17 protein-coding genes are annotated in these 16,077 nt (G+C 42.5%); 11 read left to right on the top strand and 6 right to left on the bottom strand.

The window, feature by feature from the left end; genetic code table 11:
- Window positions 1–186 precede the first annotated feature (186 nt).
- From GNE10_RS10005 to GNE10_RS09990, 4 genes are all read left to right on the top strand, one after another.
- On the top strand, window positions 187–1,494 hold the full coding sequence (locus GNE10_RS10005; protein ID WP_185565044.1) for a mannosyltransferase family protein: 1,308 nt from the start codon (window positions 187–189) through the stop codon (window positions 1,492–1,494).
- Between the two features lie 230 nt (window positions 1,495–1,724).
- Window positions 1,725–2,696, top strand: coding sequence for a DMT family transporter (locus GNE10_RS10000; protein ID WP_185565043.1), 972 nt, complete (start codon window positions 1,725–1,727; stop codon window positions 2,694–2,696).
- The gene (locus GNE10_RS09995; protein ID WP_185565042.1) at window positions 2,693–3,655 is read left to right on the top strand and encodes a DMT family transporter; all 963 of its coding nucleotides are present in this window, start codon (window positions 2,693–2,695) and stop codon (window positions 3,653–3,655) included. The genes GNE10_RS10000 and GNE10_RS09995 overlap by 4 nt, the downstream gene beginning before the upstream one ends.
- Before the next feature lie 124 nt (window positions 3,656–3,779).
- The gene (locus tag GNE10_RS09990) at window positions 3,780–4,634 is read left to right on the top strand and encodes a DUF4351 domain-containing protein (protein ID WP_185565041.1); all 855 of its coding nucleotides are present in this window, start codon (window positions 3,780–3,782) and stop codon (window positions 4,632–4,634) included.
- Window positions 4,635–4,717: 83 nt separating this feature from the next.
- Here GNE10_RS09990 and GNE10_RS09985 read toward each other — a convergent pair whose 3' ends face one another.
- A complete protein-coding gene (locus GNE10_RS09985; RefSeq protein WP_185565040.1) occupies window positions 4,718–5,566 on the bottom strand; it encodes a M28 family peptidase in 849 nt (282 codons plus the stop codon).
- Between the two features lie 354 nt (window positions 5,567–5,920).
- On the opposite strand from GNE10_RS09985, the gene dnaK reads away from it, so the two are divergent.
- Window positions 5,921–7,993: a molecular chaperone DnaK gene (dnaK, locus tag GNE10_RS09980; RefSeq protein ID WP_185565039.1), complete on the top strand. Its 2,073-nt coding sequence runs from the start codon at window positions 5,921–5,923 to the stop codon at window positions 7,991–7,993.
- Window positions 7,994–8,245: 252 nt separating this feature from the next.
- Window positions 8,246–9,238, top strand: coding sequence for a DnaJ C-terminal domain-containing protein (locus tag GNE10_RS09975; RefSeq protein WP_185565038.1), 993 nt, complete (start codon window positions 8,246–8,248; stop codon window positions 9,236–9,238).
- Here GNE10_RS09975 and GNE10_RS09970 read toward each other — a convergent pair.
- Together GNE10_RS09970 and GNE10_RS09965 are read right to left on the bottom strand one after the other, a co-directional pair.
- Window positions 9,235–9,534: a type II toxin-antitoxin system RelE/ParE family toxin gene (locus tag GNE10_RS09970; protein ID WP_185565037.1), complete on the bottom strand. Its 300-nt coding sequence runs from the start codon at window positions 9,532–9,534 to the stop codon at window positions 9,235–9,237. The genes GNE10_RS09975 and GNE10_RS09970 overlap by 4 nt on opposite strands.
- Window positions 9,531–9,890 (bottom strand): type II toxin-antitoxin system Phd/YefM family antitoxin, encoded by a 360-nt coding sequence (locus GNE10_RS09965; RefSeq protein WP_099072236.1) that lies wholly within the window; start codon window positions 9,888–9,890, stop codon window positions 9,531–9,533. The genes GNE10_RS09970 and GNE10_RS09965 overlap by 4 nt, the downstream gene beginning before the upstream one ends.
- A gap of 149 nt (window positions 9,891–10,039) precedes the next feature.
- Between GNE10_RS09965 and GNE10_RS09960 the strand changes: the two genes are divergently transcribed.
- From GNE10_RS09960 to GNE10_RS09945, 4 genes are all read left to right on the top strand, one after another.
- The gene (locus GNE10_RS09960; RefSeq protein WP_185565036.1) at window positions 10,040–10,540 is read left to right on the top strand and encodes a J domain-containing protein; all 501 of its coding nucleotides are present in this window, start codon (window positions 10,040–10,042) and stop codon (window positions 10,538–10,540) included.
- 145 nt (window positions 10,541–10,685) lie between these two features.
- On the top strand, window positions 10,686–10,958 hold the full coding sequence (locus tag GNE10_RS09955) for a DUF3143 domain-containing protein (protein WP_099072238.1): 273 nt from the start codon (window positions 10,686–10,688) through the stop codon (window positions 10,956–10,958).
- Between the two features lie 91 nt (window positions 10,959–11,049).
- Window positions 11,050–11,322, top strand: coding sequence for a type II toxin-antitoxin system ParD family antitoxin (locus tag GNE10_RS09950; RefSeq protein ID WP_099072239.1), 273 nt, complete (start codon window positions 11,050–11,052; stop codon window positions 11,320–11,322).
- Window positions 11,319–11,627, top strand: a complete 309-nt coding sequence (locus GNE10_RS09945) for a type II toxin-antitoxin system RelE/ParE family toxin (protein ID WP_099072240.1) — start codon at window positions 11,319–11,321, stop codon at window positions 11,625–11,627. Before GNE10_RS09950 ends, GNE10_RS09945 begins: the two co-directional genes overlap by 4 nt.
- 91 nt (window positions 11,628–11,718) lie before the next feature.
- Here GNE10_RS09945 and GNE10_RS09940 read toward each other — a convergent pair whose 3' ends face one another.
- The 3 genes from GNE10_RS09940 to lysA all read right to left on the bottom strand — a co-directional run bounded on the left by GNE10_RS09940 (window position 11,719) and on the right by lysA (window position 15,039).
- A complete protein-coding gene (locus tag GNE10_RS09940) occupies window positions 11,719–12,468 on the bottom strand; it encodes an isoprenyl transferase (RefSeq protein ID WP_099072241.1) in 750 nt (249 codons plus the stop codon).
- Entirely contained in the window at window positions 12,465–13,409 is a 945-nt protein-coding gene (cdaA, locus tag GNE10_RS09935; protein ID WP_099072242.1) for a diadenylate cyclase CdaA, read from the bottom strand. Before cdaA ends, GNE10_RS09940 begins: the two co-directional genes overlap by 4 nt.
- A 199-nt stretch (window positions 13,410–13,608) precedes the next feature.
- Entirely contained in the window at window positions 13,609–15,039 is a 1,431-nt protein-coding gene (gene lysA / locus GNE10_RS09930) for a diaminopimelate decarboxylase (protein WP_185565035.1), read from the bottom strand.
- 292 nt (window positions 15,040–15,331) lie between these two features.
- On the opposite strand from lysA, the gene rimI reads away from it, so the two are divergent.
- Window positions 15,332–15,910, top strand: coding sequence for a ribosomal protein S18-alanine N-acetyltransferase (gene rimI, locus GNE10_RS09925; RefSeq protein WP_185565034.1), 579 nt, complete (start codon window positions 15,332–15,334; stop codon window positions 15,908–15,910).
- Window positions 15,911–16,077: the final 167 nt, after the last annotated feature.

Here is a 16,077-nt window from a genome sequence, read left to right as displayed (position 1 = left end):
ATTGCTGAGAAATTCACAAAAATAAGCAAAAAATAAAATATCTTTTAATAATTGGCGATTTGTTTTGATTTGTTAGTGTGTGGTGGAGGATTAAATATGCAAAGTCTTACTCATAACTTTAAGTTAACAGTACTGTATTCATAGATAAGAGGATGGATAAAGTAGTATTTTGAAATACTCAAGTCTATGGTTAAAGTTCAGATAGCTATAAGAAAAATTTTATGGAAAACTGATTTCCTATATCCCGCAGCAATATGGCTTGCTAGTCGAATATTCATTTGGATAGCTATGTTGCTGGTTGCACCAAGGATACCGTTACCAGCAGATGCATTTGTACCTCGTTTTGGTTGGGAGGTTTTTGATGCATGGGATAGTATACATTACCGAGCGATCGCTACTTCCGGTTATGAATTCGTTGATGATGGTAACCAACATAATTTAGCTTTTTTTCCGCTGTTCCCCTTGAGTCTGTGGGTTTTGATGAAGCTGGGGTTGCGGTTTGAATTAGCAGGCATTTTGGTGAACAACTTAGCGTTTTTCGCAGCTCTTTACTGTTTATATTTTTGGATTAAAGAGCGTTATGGCAACAGTGCCGCCCAGTGGGTGAGTGCTGTGGTTTGTTGCTATCCATCGTCTATGTTTACCACGGTGATTTACACAGAGGGACTGTATTTGTTGTTGAGTACGGCGGCTTTGCGGGCTTTCGATGACAAACAATATCGCTGGACTGCATTTTGGGGCGCAATGGCCACAGCAACACGTCCCACGGGTATGGCACTAATTCCAGCATTAGCGATCGCAGCTTGGAAAGAACGCAGACCACCCATTGCTTATATTGCCACTTTTGCCACCACCATTGGCATACTTTTATTCAGTTTGTATTGTGCGATTGATTTTGGTCACCCTTTAGCTTTCATCCAAGCACAAAGGGGATGGCGGCCTTCCTTTGGATTTGATTGGCAAGGTTGGTTAAACATGCTAATGCAAATTTTAGTTGGCAGCAAAAATTGGGAATTTGGTTGGGTGCAAAACCCATCTGGCGGCATTCAAGACCCCTGGTATCCCTTGTTGGCGGCCATAATTATTAGCGCTGGCTATCTTTTATGGCGCTTTCAGAAACATTCGATTTCTGGAAAATTAGTTTATGGCTTTTATGCTTTAATTGTGTTTTTGTTCGTCTTGGCCAGCGAACAGTGGATGAATAACTTGCTGAACTTGTTCATGGTCTTGGGTGGTGGCTTTGTTTTGTGGCGCTTACATCGACAACTCACCCCAGTTACAGTTACCTATGGCTTTTGCGGTATTGGTTTGCTCCTAGCCTCTGGAGGTACTATTTCCTTGAGTCGTTTGGCCTATGGAATTATACCTTTGAGTATAGCCATTGGTTTGTTCCTATCTCGCCATCCTCGTCAGGGGTATTTTATCCTGGGCTTATTTGTAACTTTATTAGCCAAAATAGCTGTAGGATTTGCCCAAGAGCATTGGGTTGGATAAAAGGGATGGGGCATGGGGCATTGGGCATGGGGAAAGGGAAAGGGGCAAGGGGAAAAGGGGAAAGATTAAATTTATTCCTTTTCCCTTTTCCCGGTTGGTGAGCTTGCCTGCCCTGAGCTTTGTCGTTGGCGAAGCCTCTCGTAGAGAAGGGTCGAACCATTAACCTTTTCCCCTCCCTCAAGAGTCCCCAGTCACTATATTTATTGAACATTTGAATTTAATTTTCCTTAATGAACATATCCAATCAGACAAAGATAGCTCTTGCGGCATTACTTTTAGGTGTGGGTGCCCTTTCTTTTGGCTCTATTTTTGTGAGATTGAGTGAAGCTGAAATCAGCCCCAACGCCACTGTATTTAATCGCTTGTGGCTTGCTAGTACAATCTTCGGGTTGTGGAATGGATACAAGGCCATATCTGGGCAATTTTCCCCAGATAAACCTGTAGAACAACAATCCTACACCAGTCAAGATTTTTTGCTATTGATAGGTGCTGGTACTTGTTGGGCTGCGACTTTAGCGTTTTTGGCTTGGTCGTTAACTCAAACTCATGTCGCTATCTCCAGCGTTTTGCATAATCTTGCCCCTATATTTACTAGTTTGGGGGCGTGGCTGTTATTTCGTCACGGTTTTGAAAGTAAATTTTTATTGGGGATGGTCATCGCCTTTGGGGGAACGATTACCATTGAATTTGAGGAACTACAAACCGCCACAAACGAAGTTACAGGAACCTTTGCTGCCATTGTTTCAGCGATTTTCTTCGGTGCATACCTGCTAACTGTAGAAAAATTACGAACCAAGTTTTCTTTGGAGATAATTCAGTTGTGGATCTGCGGGATGGCTGCGGTGGTCATATTGCCCATACTTTTGTTGACTCAAGATCGGATTTTCCCTTCTTCAGCCAATGGCTGGCTTTGGGTTATTTCCCAAGCAGCGATTTGCCAAGTTCTCGGTCACGGGCTTTTGACCTATAGCCTTGCTAGATTCTCCTCTGTGGTCGTCTCCTTGGTGCATCTGTTAGAGCCAATATTTAGTGCCATTTTTGCTTTCTTCATCTTTTCTGAACAATTAAGTTTTTTTAATTTCATGGGTTTCGCTATAGTTTTAATCGGTCTATACTTAGCCATATCTAGCCAGGTTGCAGATAAATCAAAGTTGCAAAACTCATTCAATACTATTTTTGTTAAAAATTTGCTAAAAATATGACGACAAAACAGGCATTCCTACAACAAAAGTTGCCCTTAACACCAGCTTTAGTAGGAACTTTGTCATTATTTTTTGCCCTAATTCCCATATCTTTGGCCCCATCTCTGACAAAACTATGTCAACTAGAAATCGGTGCAAATGCTGTAGTATTTCATCGCAGTTGGATTGCTACAGTGGTTTTTGGTGTGTGGAATGGACTTGAGGCTTTCCGCTACCAACAGTCCAATAAACAACCAACAGAACACAAGCCTTTAACTAAAAAAGAAATTTGTCTGTTGTTAGCAATGGGAACTGCTGCTGCAACCTACCTATTGTTGTGGGCTTGGTCGCTGAGTCAAACTAATGTTGCCAACGTGGCTTTGCTGTCTAATTTGAATTCCTTATTCGTCGCTTTAGCTGGCTATCTGTTATTCGGTAGGCGCTTCGATTACAGATTCGTGATTGGTTTAGCCATCGCTTTAGGGGGAGCGATCGCATTTGAAATCAATAAAGTGCAATTTGCCACTGACCAAATACTTGGTGATGCCTTAGCATTTCTAACTGCGATTTTCATGGCAACGTGTATGTTGCTGATAGAACAACTCCGGTCTCGATTTAGCACCGCAACCATCATGCTGTGGCGCTGTGGAATCACAACCATGTTTCTCCTACCCGTGGTTCCATTCCTTGAAGATAGACTACTCCCGTATTCTGGAACTGGTTGGTTTTTCATTATTTTTCAAGCCCTTTTCTGCCAAGTTTTAGGTCAAGGACTTTTAGCCTACAGCCTCAGCAGAATCTCTTCAGGAGTCGTTGCTGTAACTCTTCTAGCAGAACCAGTTTTAGCTTCAATTTTTGCTTGGTTCATTTTTTCAGAACAGGTGGGCTTGTTTGATTGGGTGACTTTTGCCATAGTTTTAGTAGGTATTTATCTAGCCCAATCTAGTCAATCTCTTGTGAAAGCAACGGATGAAGAATGATAGCTTGATGACAAAATCAAATGAAGAGGTATTCCATTACTATTGTTGACTGTTGACTGTTAACCGTTGACACTCAACAGTCAACAATAACAATAAAAAATTTTTTGAGTTGTAAGCGATCGCCTTGAGTTACGATAACACCTGCAAATACCTAGCCGAAAACTATCCTGGCGACTTTGCCAGATGGTTGCTTTCAATTGACACAAAAGATATCCAAGTTCTCAAAACCGAACTCAACCTCGAACCCATTCGCGCTGATTCGGTAACATTTCTGCAAACCTCCAACCAAATCTTACATTTAGAGTTTCAAACCACACCCAAATCCAAAACTCCCCTTGACTTTCGGATGCTGGATTACTACACCAGATTAAAGCGAGAATACTGGTGTGAGATTCAACAGGTGTTAATTTTCCTACAACCTACATCTTCTGAAATTGTTTTTCAAACTCAATATCTAGACACTAACACCACCCATAGATATCGAGTGATTCGTTTATGGGAAGAAGACCCTACACCACTGCTAGCCAACGCCGCACTTTTACCACTGGCGACATTAGCCAAAACCGATTCACCAAGGGATTTGTTAACTCAAGTTGCTGCGGCTGTGGATATGATTGAGGAAACAGACCAACGACAGAATATATCAGCTTGCGTACAGGTTTTGGCTGGTTTGCGGTTTGATAAAAATTTGATCCAACAGCTTTTCACAGAGGAAATTATGCAAGAATCAGTAATTTACCAAGACATTCTGCAAAAGGGAGAAGAACGAGGAAAGAAACAAGAGGCGTTACAACTAATTTTGCGTCAGTTGACCCGTCGGTTTGCTGCAATTGGGTCAGAAATAGAACAGCAAATTCGTACTTTATCCATCACTCAACTAGAAGACTTAGCTGAGGCGCTGTTAGATTTTAACAGCCAAAATGATTTAGTGAATTACTTACAAAATATCTCTTTACCTCAAGCAAATCAGCAAGAATAACTGAAGTTGTTGACTGTTGACGGTTAACAGTTAACAGTCAACAGTCAACGCATTAACTACAATAATTTATTTTTTGGAGTCCCCTACAATCGCCTAATCGCCATTTCCAAACCTTCACATACACCACAGAGAAAATCTAAATCCAAACTAGCAACCGTATCACTAGATTTGTGATAATTTGGATTCCTTAAAAATGCTGTATCTGTGATCATCATCGCTGGATAATCCAAATCCCAAAAAGATGCATGATCGCTAAGTCTGGTTTGCGGAACTATTAAACCTTTATTTGGTACGGGTAACCATTGACTAGATACGCCGGCTTGGCGAATATTACGACTCATGGTAATTAAGTCACCAATTGTCCGCCAATTGCCGATTAAAGCAATAAAATCGCCGCTGTTAGGATAGAAGCGATCCAAAAAAGGCGGGTAATTTTGGGAGCCTGGTGTACGATCCATATAACCCAACATTTCTAGTGAAATCATTAAACGTAACTGTTGCTTTTGTTGGCGCAACAAAGTTGCATACTCAGCACTACCCAATAAGCCATATTCTTCCATATCAAAAGCAACCAGCCTCAAAGGATATCTGATTGGTTCGGCAGCAAACTGTCTCGCTAATTCGAGTAACACTGCTACACCCGTGGCGTTATCATCAGCGCCTGGTGTTCCAGGAACAGCATCATAGTGGGCACCAATTAAAATCGGCGGCAAATCTTTTTTTTGCACTCCCACTTGGGGAGGTAAATTTAAGATCAAGTTCTTACAAACTTTACCTCTAACTTCAAAGGTGTGGATTTCCACACTTCCCCATTGGGAAAATTGCTGGCGAATATATTCTTGGACAAAAAAATGCCCAGCTGTTGCCATGTAGGGATCGCGTTCTCGCGATATTTCATTGAGGTGAATTTGTAATCGCTCTATTAAATTCAAAGCTTTGTGAAATATTTAGCTAATTTTATAGATACTGTAAACACCATTAGCTAGATCCGGGACTTTCAAGTAAAAAAGTATTTCATTGCTACTGTTAACACTCAACAGTCAACAACCTGAAGCTACTGTTTATTTTTTGGAGTTCCCTAACTACAATTGAGGCTGCTTGGACATACCAAGCATCGTCAATGCTATCCTAGTCTTGCAACTATCTCGTCTAGCTGGACTTTTTAACTTACTACCTTAATGAAGACTATTATACCATTGAGGTGTTTTCACCCTGTAGCACAAAGCTAGAGGTAGTTCCACCCAATCATAATAAATGTATAAGACACTTTAGGAGAAGAGTAACGCATGGGCAAGGTAGTCGGCATCGACTTGGGTACAACCAACTCAGTAGTCGCCGTGATGGAGGGTGGCAAGCCGGTGGTGATTGCCAATGCAGAAGGAATGCGAACAACCCCCTCCGTAGTTGGTTTTAGCAAAGATGGTGAAAGGGTGGTTGGGCAAATGGCACGGCGACAAACCGTCCTCAATCCTCAAAACACATTTTTCGCAGTCAAGCGCTTTATTGGGCGCAAGTATGGCGAACTTAGTCCAGAATCTAAGCGCGTACCCTACACAATTCGCAAAGATGAAGTAGGTAATATTAAAATAGCTTGCCCCAGACTGAATAAAGATTTTGCCCCAGAAGAAATTTCAGCAATGGTGCTGAAAAAATTAGCTGACGATGCTAGTCGCTATTTGGGCGAACCAGTGACAGGGGCAGTCATTACAGTACCCGCTTATTTTAACGATTCTCAGCGGCAAGCAACCCGTGATGCTGGCAGGATTGCAGGTTTAGAGGTACTGCGAATTCTCAACGAACCCACTGCTGCATCTTTGGCCTATGGATTAGATCGGGGCGATACGGAAACGATCTTAGTATTTGATTTGGGTGGTGGCACCTTTGATGTATCGATTCTAGAAGTGGGCGATGGCATTTTTGAAGTGAAAGCCACCAGTGGAGACACACAACTTGGTGGAAATGATTTTGATAAAGTAATAGTAGATTGGTTAGCAGAGCAATTTCTGGAAACAGAAGCAGTAGACTTAAGACGCGATCGCCAAGCTTTGCAACGTCTGATGGAAGCTGCGGAAAAAGCCAAAATCGAACTTTCTGCTGTCAGCGTTACTGATATTAATTTACCTTTTATTGCTGCCGACCAAGAAGGGCCCAAACATCTGGAAACTCGTTTAACTCGTTCCCAATTTGAAGGTTTATGCGGTGATTTAATTGGGCGATTGCGGATGCCAGTGAAACGCGCCCTCAAAGATGCCGGACTGACACCTAGAGACATTGAAGAAGTTGTGTTAGTTGGCGGTTCCACAAGAATGCCAATGGTGAAGCAGTTGGTACGCGACTTGATTGGCATCGAACCCAACGAAAACGTCAACCCCGATGAAGTGGTAGGAGTGGGTGCAGCAATTCAAGCAGGGATTCTTGCAGGGGAACTCAAAGATGTGCTGCTTTTGGATGTGACACCGTTGTCTTTGGGATTGGAAACCATCGGCGGCGTGATGAAAAAACTGATTCCCCGCAATACCACTATCCCAGTACGGCGGTCTGATATATTTTCCACATCAGAAAACAATCAAAATACTGTGGAAATTCACGTAGTCCAAGGCGAACGAGACATGGCGGCAAACAACAAGTCTTTAGGACGGTTTAAGCTGTACGGCATCCCACCAGCCCCACGGGGTATTCCCCAAGTTCAAGTATCCTTTGATATCGATGCCAATGGCATTCTACAGGTCACAGCTTTGGATAGAACCACTGGTAGAGAACAGAGTATCACTATTCAAGGTGCTTCTACCTTAAGCGAATCAGAAGTGAATCGCATGATTCAAGATGCTCAAAAATACGCCGATGTTGACCGGGAACGTAAAGAAAGAGTCGAAAAACGGACTCGTTCGGAGGCATTGATTTTCCAAGCAGAACGGCAACTGAGAGAAGTTGCCTTGGAATTTGGTATGCAGTTTGCCCGCAACCGTCGCCAAAGAATTGATAATATTTGCCAAGAATTACGAGAAAGTCTCAAGGAAAACGACGATCGCGGTATTGACCAAGCCTACGCTGACCTGCAAGATGCTTTATATGAACTAAATCGAGAAGTCCGCCAGTATTACGCTGAAGACGAAGACGACGACTTGCTTGGTACTATCCGCGATATCTTTACAGGTGGCGAAAAAGAACGAGAACGCGATTCTTTTAGAGATACATATCGCGATCGCGGCGACTCCTATGGTAGAGATTATGGCAGAGACTACAGCCGAGACTATAGCCGAGATAATCGTTCTTCCTCCTATGACAACCGTCCTCCCCGCAAATCCCGTCCAAGTTACCAAGATAACTGGGATGATGAAGACGATAATGATTGGTTGTAGTTTTTGATAAAAGTTAGGAGTGAAGAGTTAGGATTTAAAAGTTAGGAGTTAAGAGTTAAGAGTGAGGAGTTAGGAGTTAGGAGTTAGGAGTGAAAACTAAAAACTGAAAAGTGAAAGATTACATCTTTCAACTCGTAACTCCTAATTACCAACTCCTCATTCCTCACTTTAAACTCCTCACTCCTAACTTTAAACTCCTCACTCCTAACTTTTAATTAATTAATCCCAAATCTAAAATTTAAATAGCTGACTATGCAAAATTTGCAGAATTTTCGCGATTACTACGAAATTTTAGGAGTAGCTAAAGAGGCCTCTAACGAAGAAATTAAAAAGGTTTATCGACGGTTAGCAAGACAGTATCACCCCGATCTCAATCCTGGCAATAAAGCAGCCGAGGAAAAATTCAAAGATATCGGCGAAGCTTATGAAGTGCTTTCCGATCCAGCCAAGCGATCGCAATACGACCAGTTTAGCCGCTACTGGAAACAAAAAGGCTTTGCAGGCAATAAAACACCAAAATCTAAAAGTTGGCAACCAGGCGCTAACGGTCGCAATGATAAGCAAGATGTAGATCCAAGCGAATTTTCGGATTTTGAAAGCTTTATTAATCAAGTGATCGGCGTCAAAAATAAAAATGGCGCAAATAATTCCAATAATGGAGCCACTGGCGACCCGTTTCGTTCGCCGAGAACAAAAGTTTCCTACACAGTTAACAACCCACCGCGCACACCCCGTAGAGATATAGAAGCTCGATTGACCATACCATTAGAAAAAGCTTATCAAGGTGGTAACGAACGCATTCGCTTAGAAGATGGGCGATCGCTAGAAGTTACTATGCCTCCAGCAATGGTTACAGGTCAAACTATTCGTTTGCGAAACCAAGGGGTTGGCGGTGGCGACTTATACTTAAAAATTACCGTTGAGCCTCATGCGTTATTTAAGTTAGATGGTTTCAACATCCTCTGTCAAGTACCTGTGACTCCCAGCGAAGCGGTTTTAGGAGGACAGGTAGAAGCACCCACCCTCGATGGCCCAGTAAAAATGACCATTCCATCTGGTGTGAGGTCTGGTCAAAAATTCCGACTAGGTAACAAAGGCTACCCTAATGATGATGGCAAACGTGGCGATCAATTGGTAGAAATTCAAATAGTTACCCCGAAAAATATTAGTCAAGAAGAACGAGAACTTTACGAAAAATTGCGGCAAATTGAAACCTTTAAACCCCGTGCTGACTTAATAAGTTAGTCTTCATCTTGAAAAAGAGTTTCTATATCTTGTGAACCATGTAAGACGCGTACAATTTCTATGCCTTCGTCTATTGGACGATAAAAAATTAAATAATTTTTCACCGGAAAACTCCGCAACAAAGGAGCCAATTCAGACCTTTGTTTGCCCATTTGCGGAAATTTTGCCAGTTTTGGAAAACTTTCTCGCAGAGTATCAAAAATTTGATTGGCAGCTTTGAAATTATTCTGGGCTAAATATTTCCAGATATTCTCAATATCTTGTGCTGCTTGAGTAGAAATCCGAAATCGACTCATAGAGAATCGCTATCAGCTAAATTTTGCTGTCCTCGTACTTTAATGTCTGCAAAAAAAGCTGAAAGTGACTCTTCATCATATTCACTATATTGTCCAGTCTCAAGTTGCTTAACTCCAATGTCAATCTGACTGCGTAAAGCTTCTAGCTTGAGTTTTTGTAGTTCTTCTTCAAGGTGCTCAATTCGATCTACCATCTGCTGAAAAGCTTGGGCTTCAAACACCACAACCTCAGCTTTACCATTTACAGTTAGTACAAGCGGAGATTTTGTGAACTTGATCCTCTCTACGTAGTCCTTGGCATTGCGCTTGAAGTCAGTGAGAGTTTGAATATTTTCGAGATTAATTTTGACGTGCATCACATCTAATTAAATACTTTATTAAATATTTTATCAGATGCTAGATTTCTTGTGTCTTCGCACTGTCTTCATCAATTGACAAACGATTTAAAATAAAAAAAATATCTTTGAGCAAAGTGACTCAAACAGCCGTGAATCAGAAAGGGACAATGGCACAAAGCAGTGAACCAACTTATTACTCCCTGCTAGGACTACATCCCTCCGCATCGGTAATCGATATTCGTCGGGCTTATAGGCAACTGAGCAAACGCTATCATCCTGATACCACAGAATTGCCTGCTGCTGTAGCTACTGCCAAATTTCAACAACTCAACGAAGCCTACGCCACCTTGAGCCATCCAGAACGTAGGTTAAGTTACGATTTAAAAATTGGCTATTCCCGCTTTGGGGTGATTCAATCACCAGCTGATTTAAATCATCCAGTTTCAAGTTCTCATGACTTTTCAAAATCAGCTTATCTGGATGCGAGCGATCGCCCACTCTCATCTGGCGAAATCTTCGCTTTATTTATGCTGGTGTTAACATTTGTAGGTTGTCTGTTACTAGCAATTGCCATTGGCTTAACTCGTGGTGACACTGCTTTGCAAACGCATTTGGAACAACCAGCAGAATTCAGAACTCAGAATTCAGAACTCAGAATTCTGAAATAATACAGATTTAATGTCTGGTACTAAACCTAGTTTGTGAACTTGACGCTTGTGGAAATTTCCTGTAATTAAACTGAATAGTAAATCAAATATTAAAAATTAAATAATTTCCGAATCCCAAATCCCAAATCTAAAATCTAAAATTCCTATGTCTTTTCTTCCCCCAGATACCCCCTTATACAATCATCCGCTGCCACAAATTGAGCAGTGGCTAAAAGAGCAAGGTTGTCAACAAGATGAAACACAAAGACATTGCTGGCGCGTGCAACGGCCGAGTTGGCAAGCTGAACTTTGGCTTGATGTTGAACAAATCATAGTGCGATATATCCAATCTGGGGAAAATGGACAAGATATCCAACGCTCATTTAAGTATTCTCTGAGTCGGGAAGACATAGAACAAGCGGTGTTTTCTGGGCCGTAAGTTAAGTGCTGAGTGCGGCTAGTTTACCGTAAAAAGCCCCAATGAAAAGCGATCGCTTACAATTAAAGTTAATCCTACTTGCCCAAAATCCATGCAAATCGTTCTGCCACCTGAAGTAGAAGCCTTAGTTCAACGTCAACTGACAAGCGGTAAGTATCAGAACGCGCTCGAAGTTATTCTTGCGGGTATAAAACTTCTAGAACAACAAGAAGACATTTATCAAGGACGACTGCAAGACCTTCAACAAGAAGCACGCATAGGGTGGGAAGCTTCCCGACGGGGCGAAGTCGTTGATGGCTCGATTGCAATGGCTCAAATTCGCGCCAATGTGCGATTGCGCTACGGTATTTCAGATGAAGCATGACCCCACGATTTCGCCTTACTGAACCCGCTATTCAAGATATCGAGCAAATTGCGGATTACATTGCTACACAATCTGGCTTAGCTCAGTCTGAGATTTTTTTGAGTAAGCTTGATGCGAAATTTGCCAAAATTGCTCAGTTCCCCGGTCTCGGACGACAGCGAGATGAAATTTTACCTGGTATCCGTAGTCTCTCAATAGACAATTACCTCATCCTCTATATGGCAATAGGGCAAGATGTAGAGATTTTTCGCGTTGTCAGCGGCTATCGAGATATAAAAGCCCTATTCCACGACTCTGATTCTTGATACTCACTCGATCTAAACAAAAGCGCGATCGCTTTTCTTGTGGCGTGGGTATTGCCAAAAATGCAACAAAAGCAATGCCCCCCCTACTGACTTAAACTTTCCCAAACCGCCGTTCTCGTTGCTGGTAGGCACACAAGGCGCGGTGAAATTCAGCCCGATCGAAATCCGGCCAGAGAGTATCGGTGATGTAAATTTCTCCATAAGCCATTTGCCAGAGGAGGAAATTAGAAAGACGCATTTCTCCGCTGGTGCGAATTAACAAATCTGGGTCAGTAATTCCCGCTGTATACAAGTGACTTTCAAATATTTGTTCGTCAATTTCATCAGGTTGCAGTAGACCTTGCTGGACTTGTTTAGCGATCGCTCGACAAGCTTGTAAAATCTCTTGGCGTCCGCCATAATTAGTTGCTATTGAAAAGCGAATGGCGCGGTTATTTTTGGTTTCTTCCATCGAACGGGAAATTTCTTCTTGCAGCGTTCGTGGTAGCGCTTGTAAATTTCCCACAAAGTTGATTTGCACGTTCTCTTCAACCATTTCCCGCAGTTCTTGACGTAAAACTTTTTGGAAAAGAGTCATTAAAAAATCTACTTCTTCCTGGGGTCTTTTCCAGTTTTCGGTGGAAAAAGCATAAGCTGTTAGTGCCTGGATTCCCCAATCCTTGCAACAACGAAGCAAATCCTTGAGAGCATCGACTCCTCGCTTATGACCCATAATGCGTGGTAGACCTTGACGTTTAGCCCACCGACCATTGCCATCCATAATCACTGCAACGTGCTGGGGCAATAACTCTGGTTTCAAATCCGCAGGTAAATCTTGGAATTTAGTTTGTTGTAATGTCATTTTTTATCTCGAGAAGCGGTCGTTCGCGTAGCGCGTCGAAGACGTGGTAATCCGAGTAAACGTGAAACCAATGCTAGTGCCTTTCCACTTATCTGACGACCCAAGCTCAAAAGACCAGGAGCAACAGCTTCCCGATCTACCGTTGGGGACAACAGAGCCTCTAACGACTCTTTGAGCTTCCGAATTGTCAGTGGTCTATTAAGAGTTCCTCGTTCCGCTAAGGAAATAGAACCCGTTTCTTCAGATACAACGACACAAATGCAATTTTCGACCCGCTCAGTAATTCCCATTGCCGCCCGGTGGCGTGTTCCCAACTGGCGCGAGGCTGTGCGTCCCGAAAGTGGTAAAATTATACCCGATGCCACAATCCGCGAACCACGGATTAATGTTGCTCCATCGTGTAACAAAGTTTTTGGCTGAAAAATTGTCTGGATCAGTTCTTTAGAAACTTCCGCGTTCAGCTTTACTCCTGGCACAGAAAAATCCCGTTCATCAATTGGGCCTGTGGTTTCCAAAATGAGTAAAGCTCCGATGCGGTTTTTTGACAATTCTTTAACAGCTTCAACAATTTCATCAATTACACTATCAGATTTGGGGATTGCCAAGCGATCTGGTTGGAAGAGCTGACGAAATTCGCCGCGCCCCAATTGCTCTAAAAACCGCCGAAACTCTGACTGGAGAGCAACTGCCATCGCCACAGCACAACCAATCACCAATTTTTCCAGGACAAAATTTAACAGAGGTAGGCCGAATCTGTTACTTAGTGCTGAGGCTAACATCAAAACAATGAATCCCCGCACCATCCATAGTGTCCGACGCTCGCTAATAATAACCAGTATCATGTACGTCAGCGCCAGCACTAATACGATATCCAGAGTCCCAAGCAGCAAGGACTGTGACCATCCCAGGTTTATCAGCCATTGCTTCCACCAATCTCTCATGACATCTGGATTACACTTTTGCCTCTAGTTACAGTTATTAGGAGTTAGGAGTGAGGAGTTAGGAGTGAGGAGTTAGGAGTGAGGAGTTAGGAGTGAGGAGTTAGGAGTTCTGAAAAAAACTTTTAATTCAAAACTCAAAACTCAAAACTTCAAATTGATAACTTTCAACTTCTAATTCTTAACTTTTAACTCTTAACTTTTAACTCTTAACTCCTAACTCTTGATTTTTCAGTCTTTGGGGTAGGCGATCTTGCCGAATTAAGTCTTGATAAGTTTCACGTTGCAAAATTAAATTTGCTTCGCCATTCGCCACTACCACTGCTGCCGATCGCGGCAAGCGGTTGTAGTTAGATGCCATACTGTAATTGTACGCACCAGTTCCCATAACTACGAGAATATCTCCTGGTTCTGTCTTTGGGAGTAGAGCATCTTTAATCAGAATATCTCCTGATTCACAATGTTTCCCAGCAATTGTGACTGTTTGAGTTAGCTCAGAGGACATTTTATTGGCAACTACCGCGCGATAAACTGATTGATAAGTAATCGGACGCGGATTGTCAGACATGCCTCCATCAATTGCTATGTAGGTGCGAATTTCTGGGATAACCTTCGATGAACCAATAGTGTAGGCTGTTACGCAAGCCGTGGCAATTAGCGATCGCCCCGGTTCGCAAAGTAATTTCGGCAAAGGCAAATTTTCAGCTGCACAAGCTTGTTGAATCACCTCGCAAATCGGCTTCACCCACTCTTCAATACTAGGGGGATCGTCTGATTCTATATACTTAATTCCTAAACCACCACCAACATTTAACTCTGTTAAATTTAAACCATACTTCGCCGCATTACTGAACCACTGCACCATCAGAGCAGCTAAATCTCGATGGGGTTGACGCTCAAAAATTTGAGAGCCAATATGAGCATGTAACCCTACGCAGTTAACGACAGATTGTTTACTGACAAAAGTAAATAATTCCTCTAGTTCATTGGGATGGAAGCCAAATTTACTATCTAATTGTCCAGTGCGGATATACTCATGTGTGTGACATTCAATACCCGGCGTTAGACGCAACAAAAATCTAGGCTGTAGTTCGGGAGAATTTGCTGTCTCAACAATTTCCACCAAAGTACGTAACTCGTGCCAGTTATCCACCACAATAGTGCAACCGACTTCTGTGGCAAAAATCAATTCTTCACGAGATTTATTGTTGCTATGAAGATAGATTTTCTCAGGATTGACCCCTGCTTGCAGGGCGGTGTAAAGTTCACCACCTGATGCAACATCGATTCCTAAACCTTCAGAGGCAGCGATGGCACAAACAGCTAGACAATTCCAAGCTTTTGAGGCATACAATACTTGAGATTCGCCTTTGTAGTATTGCTTAAAAGCATCTCGATATTGCTGACAACCCAAACGCAGGGTTTCTTCATCTAAAATATACAAAGGTGAACCAAACTGCTTAACTAGGGTTGTGACATCACACCCACCAATTTCCAAGAAGTCATGATTATGAACTCTGGCTGTTAAGGGTAAAAGTTCCTGATTAGGCGAGGAATTTGCGTTGCTGCTGGGCCTTTGAGGTAAATATTGACTTCCAGAATGTTTAACCCCAGTGGGGTGAGTCGATACCATAACTATAATTAATTGTCCTTGTTCAAAATACCGTGGTGAGTGAGTCTCCCGTTTCCCAGTTTACAAAGGGTTTGTAATCTTATTCAACTCCCTTGGGAAAGGCAACAGGGAACGAGCAAGCAGCAACAGCAAGAAAAGTTGATGGCTGGGGTTTGTTGCTCATTTCCTCTTTTGTTCAACAGGGTCTGAGTCACCCACCTACACGCAAGAAGCGTTGATGCCGATTGACATTGCCCCATCATACGCAATCCCTGTTCCCTATTCCCCGTTCCCTATTCCCTCTTAATATAATGTGAGCTTATTAGATTTAGAAATTCAATTACTCAACAAACAGCATCTAAATGCATTGCTGCAACTAGATCGAGCTTGCTTTGGTGGTCTGTGGACAATGGAGGGTTACCAACGAGAGTTGGACAGTCCCAACAGCGATTTGCTGGGTTTATTTTCCTCTGTTTCTAGTCCCGCATTGCTGGGAATGGGTTGCTTTTGGTCAATTTTAGAGGAAGCTCACATTACAATTTTGGCGATTCATCCCCAATATCAGCGCCAAGGTTTAGGACAGGCTTTATTATATTCACTCATTAAAACAGCCAGCGATCGCGGCTTAGAGCGAGCCACTCTGGAAGTGCGAGCTTCCAACTTAGGGGCTATATCTTTATATCAAAAATTTGGCTTCAAAACAGCAGGTCGCCGTCGGGGCTACTACCAAGATAACGGCGAAGATGCACTCGTTCTCTGGCTCAATGACCTGCAACACCCAACATTTCAAACAACCTTACACCACTGGCATTCCTTTGTCAGCGATCGCCTGAGCAAATCTTCTTGGCAGTTGGTTTTTAAAGACGATGGGGCATTGGGCGTGGAGAAATAACGCAGATGGTGGACAAGGGGGACAAGGGAGATGGGGCAGGGGAGAATAATAACTCCCAGTCAACACTCACCAGTCAACACTCTAATGCCCCATACCCAATGCCAAAAACTTCAGCAAAAAAGTGTAACTTTCCTGTATCTTAAATCATTTAAATATTTAATTAAAAT

Origin of the sequence: Nostoc sp. 2RC (assembly GCF_014222165.1) — a bacterium.
Lineage (GTDB): Bacteria > Cyanobacteriota > Cyanobacteriia > Cyanobacteriales > Nostocaceae > Nostoc > Nostoc linckia.
The sequence above is the reverse complement of the archived record's forward strand: the minus strand, read 5'-3'. Positions and strand labels throughout refer to the sequence as shown.

Excerpts from the sequence above, each read along its gene's own strand:
- dnaK (WP_185565039.1), top strand. The coding sequence starts at position 5,921 with ATGGGCAAGGTAGTCGGCATCGACTTGGGTACAACCAACTCAGTAGTC.
- GNE10_RS09995 (WP_185565042.1), top strand. The coding sequence starts at position 2,693 with ATGACGACAAAACAGGCATTCCTACAACAAAAGTTGCCCTTAACACCA.
- GNE10_RS10000 (WP_185565043.1), top strand. The coding sequence starts at position 1,725 with ATGAACATATCCAATCAGACAAAGATAGCTCTTGCGGCATTACTTTTA.
- GNE10_RS09940 (WP_099072241.1), bottom strand. The coding sequence starts at position 12,468 with ATGACATTACAACAAACTAAATTCCAAGATTTACCTGCGGATTTGAAA.
- GNE10_RS09970 (WP_185565037.1), bottom strand. The coding sequence starts at position 9,534 with ATGAGTCGATTTCGGATTTCTACTCAAGCAGCACAAGATATTGAGAAT.
- GNE10_RS09955 (WP_099072238.1), top strand. The coding sequence starts at position 10,686 with ATGTCTTTTCTTCCCCCAGATACCCCCTTATACAATCATCCGCTGCCA.
- GNE10_RS09960 (WP_185565036.1), top strand. The coding sequence starts at position 10,040 with ATGGCACAAAGCAGTGAACCAACTTATTACTCCCTGCTAGGACTACAT.
- GNE10_RS10005 (WP_185565044.1), top strand. The coding sequence starts at position 187 with ATGGTTAAAGTTCAGATAGCTATAAGAAAAATTTTATGGAAAACTGAT.
- lysA (WP_185565035.1), bottom strand. The coding sequence starts at position 15,039 with ATGGTATCGACTCACCCCACTGGGGTTAAACATTCTGGAAGTCAATAT.
- cdaA (WP_099072242.1), bottom strand. The coding sequence starts at position 13,409 with ATGAGAGATTGGTGGAAGCAATGGCTGATAAACCTGGGATGGTCACAG.
- GNE10_RS09945 (WP_099072240.1), top strand. The coding sequence starts at position 11,319 with ATGACCCCACGATTTCGCCTTACTGAACCCGCTATTCAAGATATCGAG.
- GNE10_RS09975 (WP_185565038.1), top strand. The coding sequence starts at position 8,246 with ATGCAAAATTTGCAGAATTTTCGCGATTACTACGAAATTTTAGGAGTA.
- GNE10_RS09950 (WP_099072239.1), top strand. The coding sequence starts at position 11,050 with ATGCAAATCGTTCTGCCACCTGAAGTAGAAGCCTTAGTTCAACGTCAA.
- GNE10_RS09965 (WP_099072236.1), bottom strand. The coding sequence starts at position 9,890 with ATGCACGTCAAAATTAATCTCGAAAATATTCAAACTCTCACTGACTTC.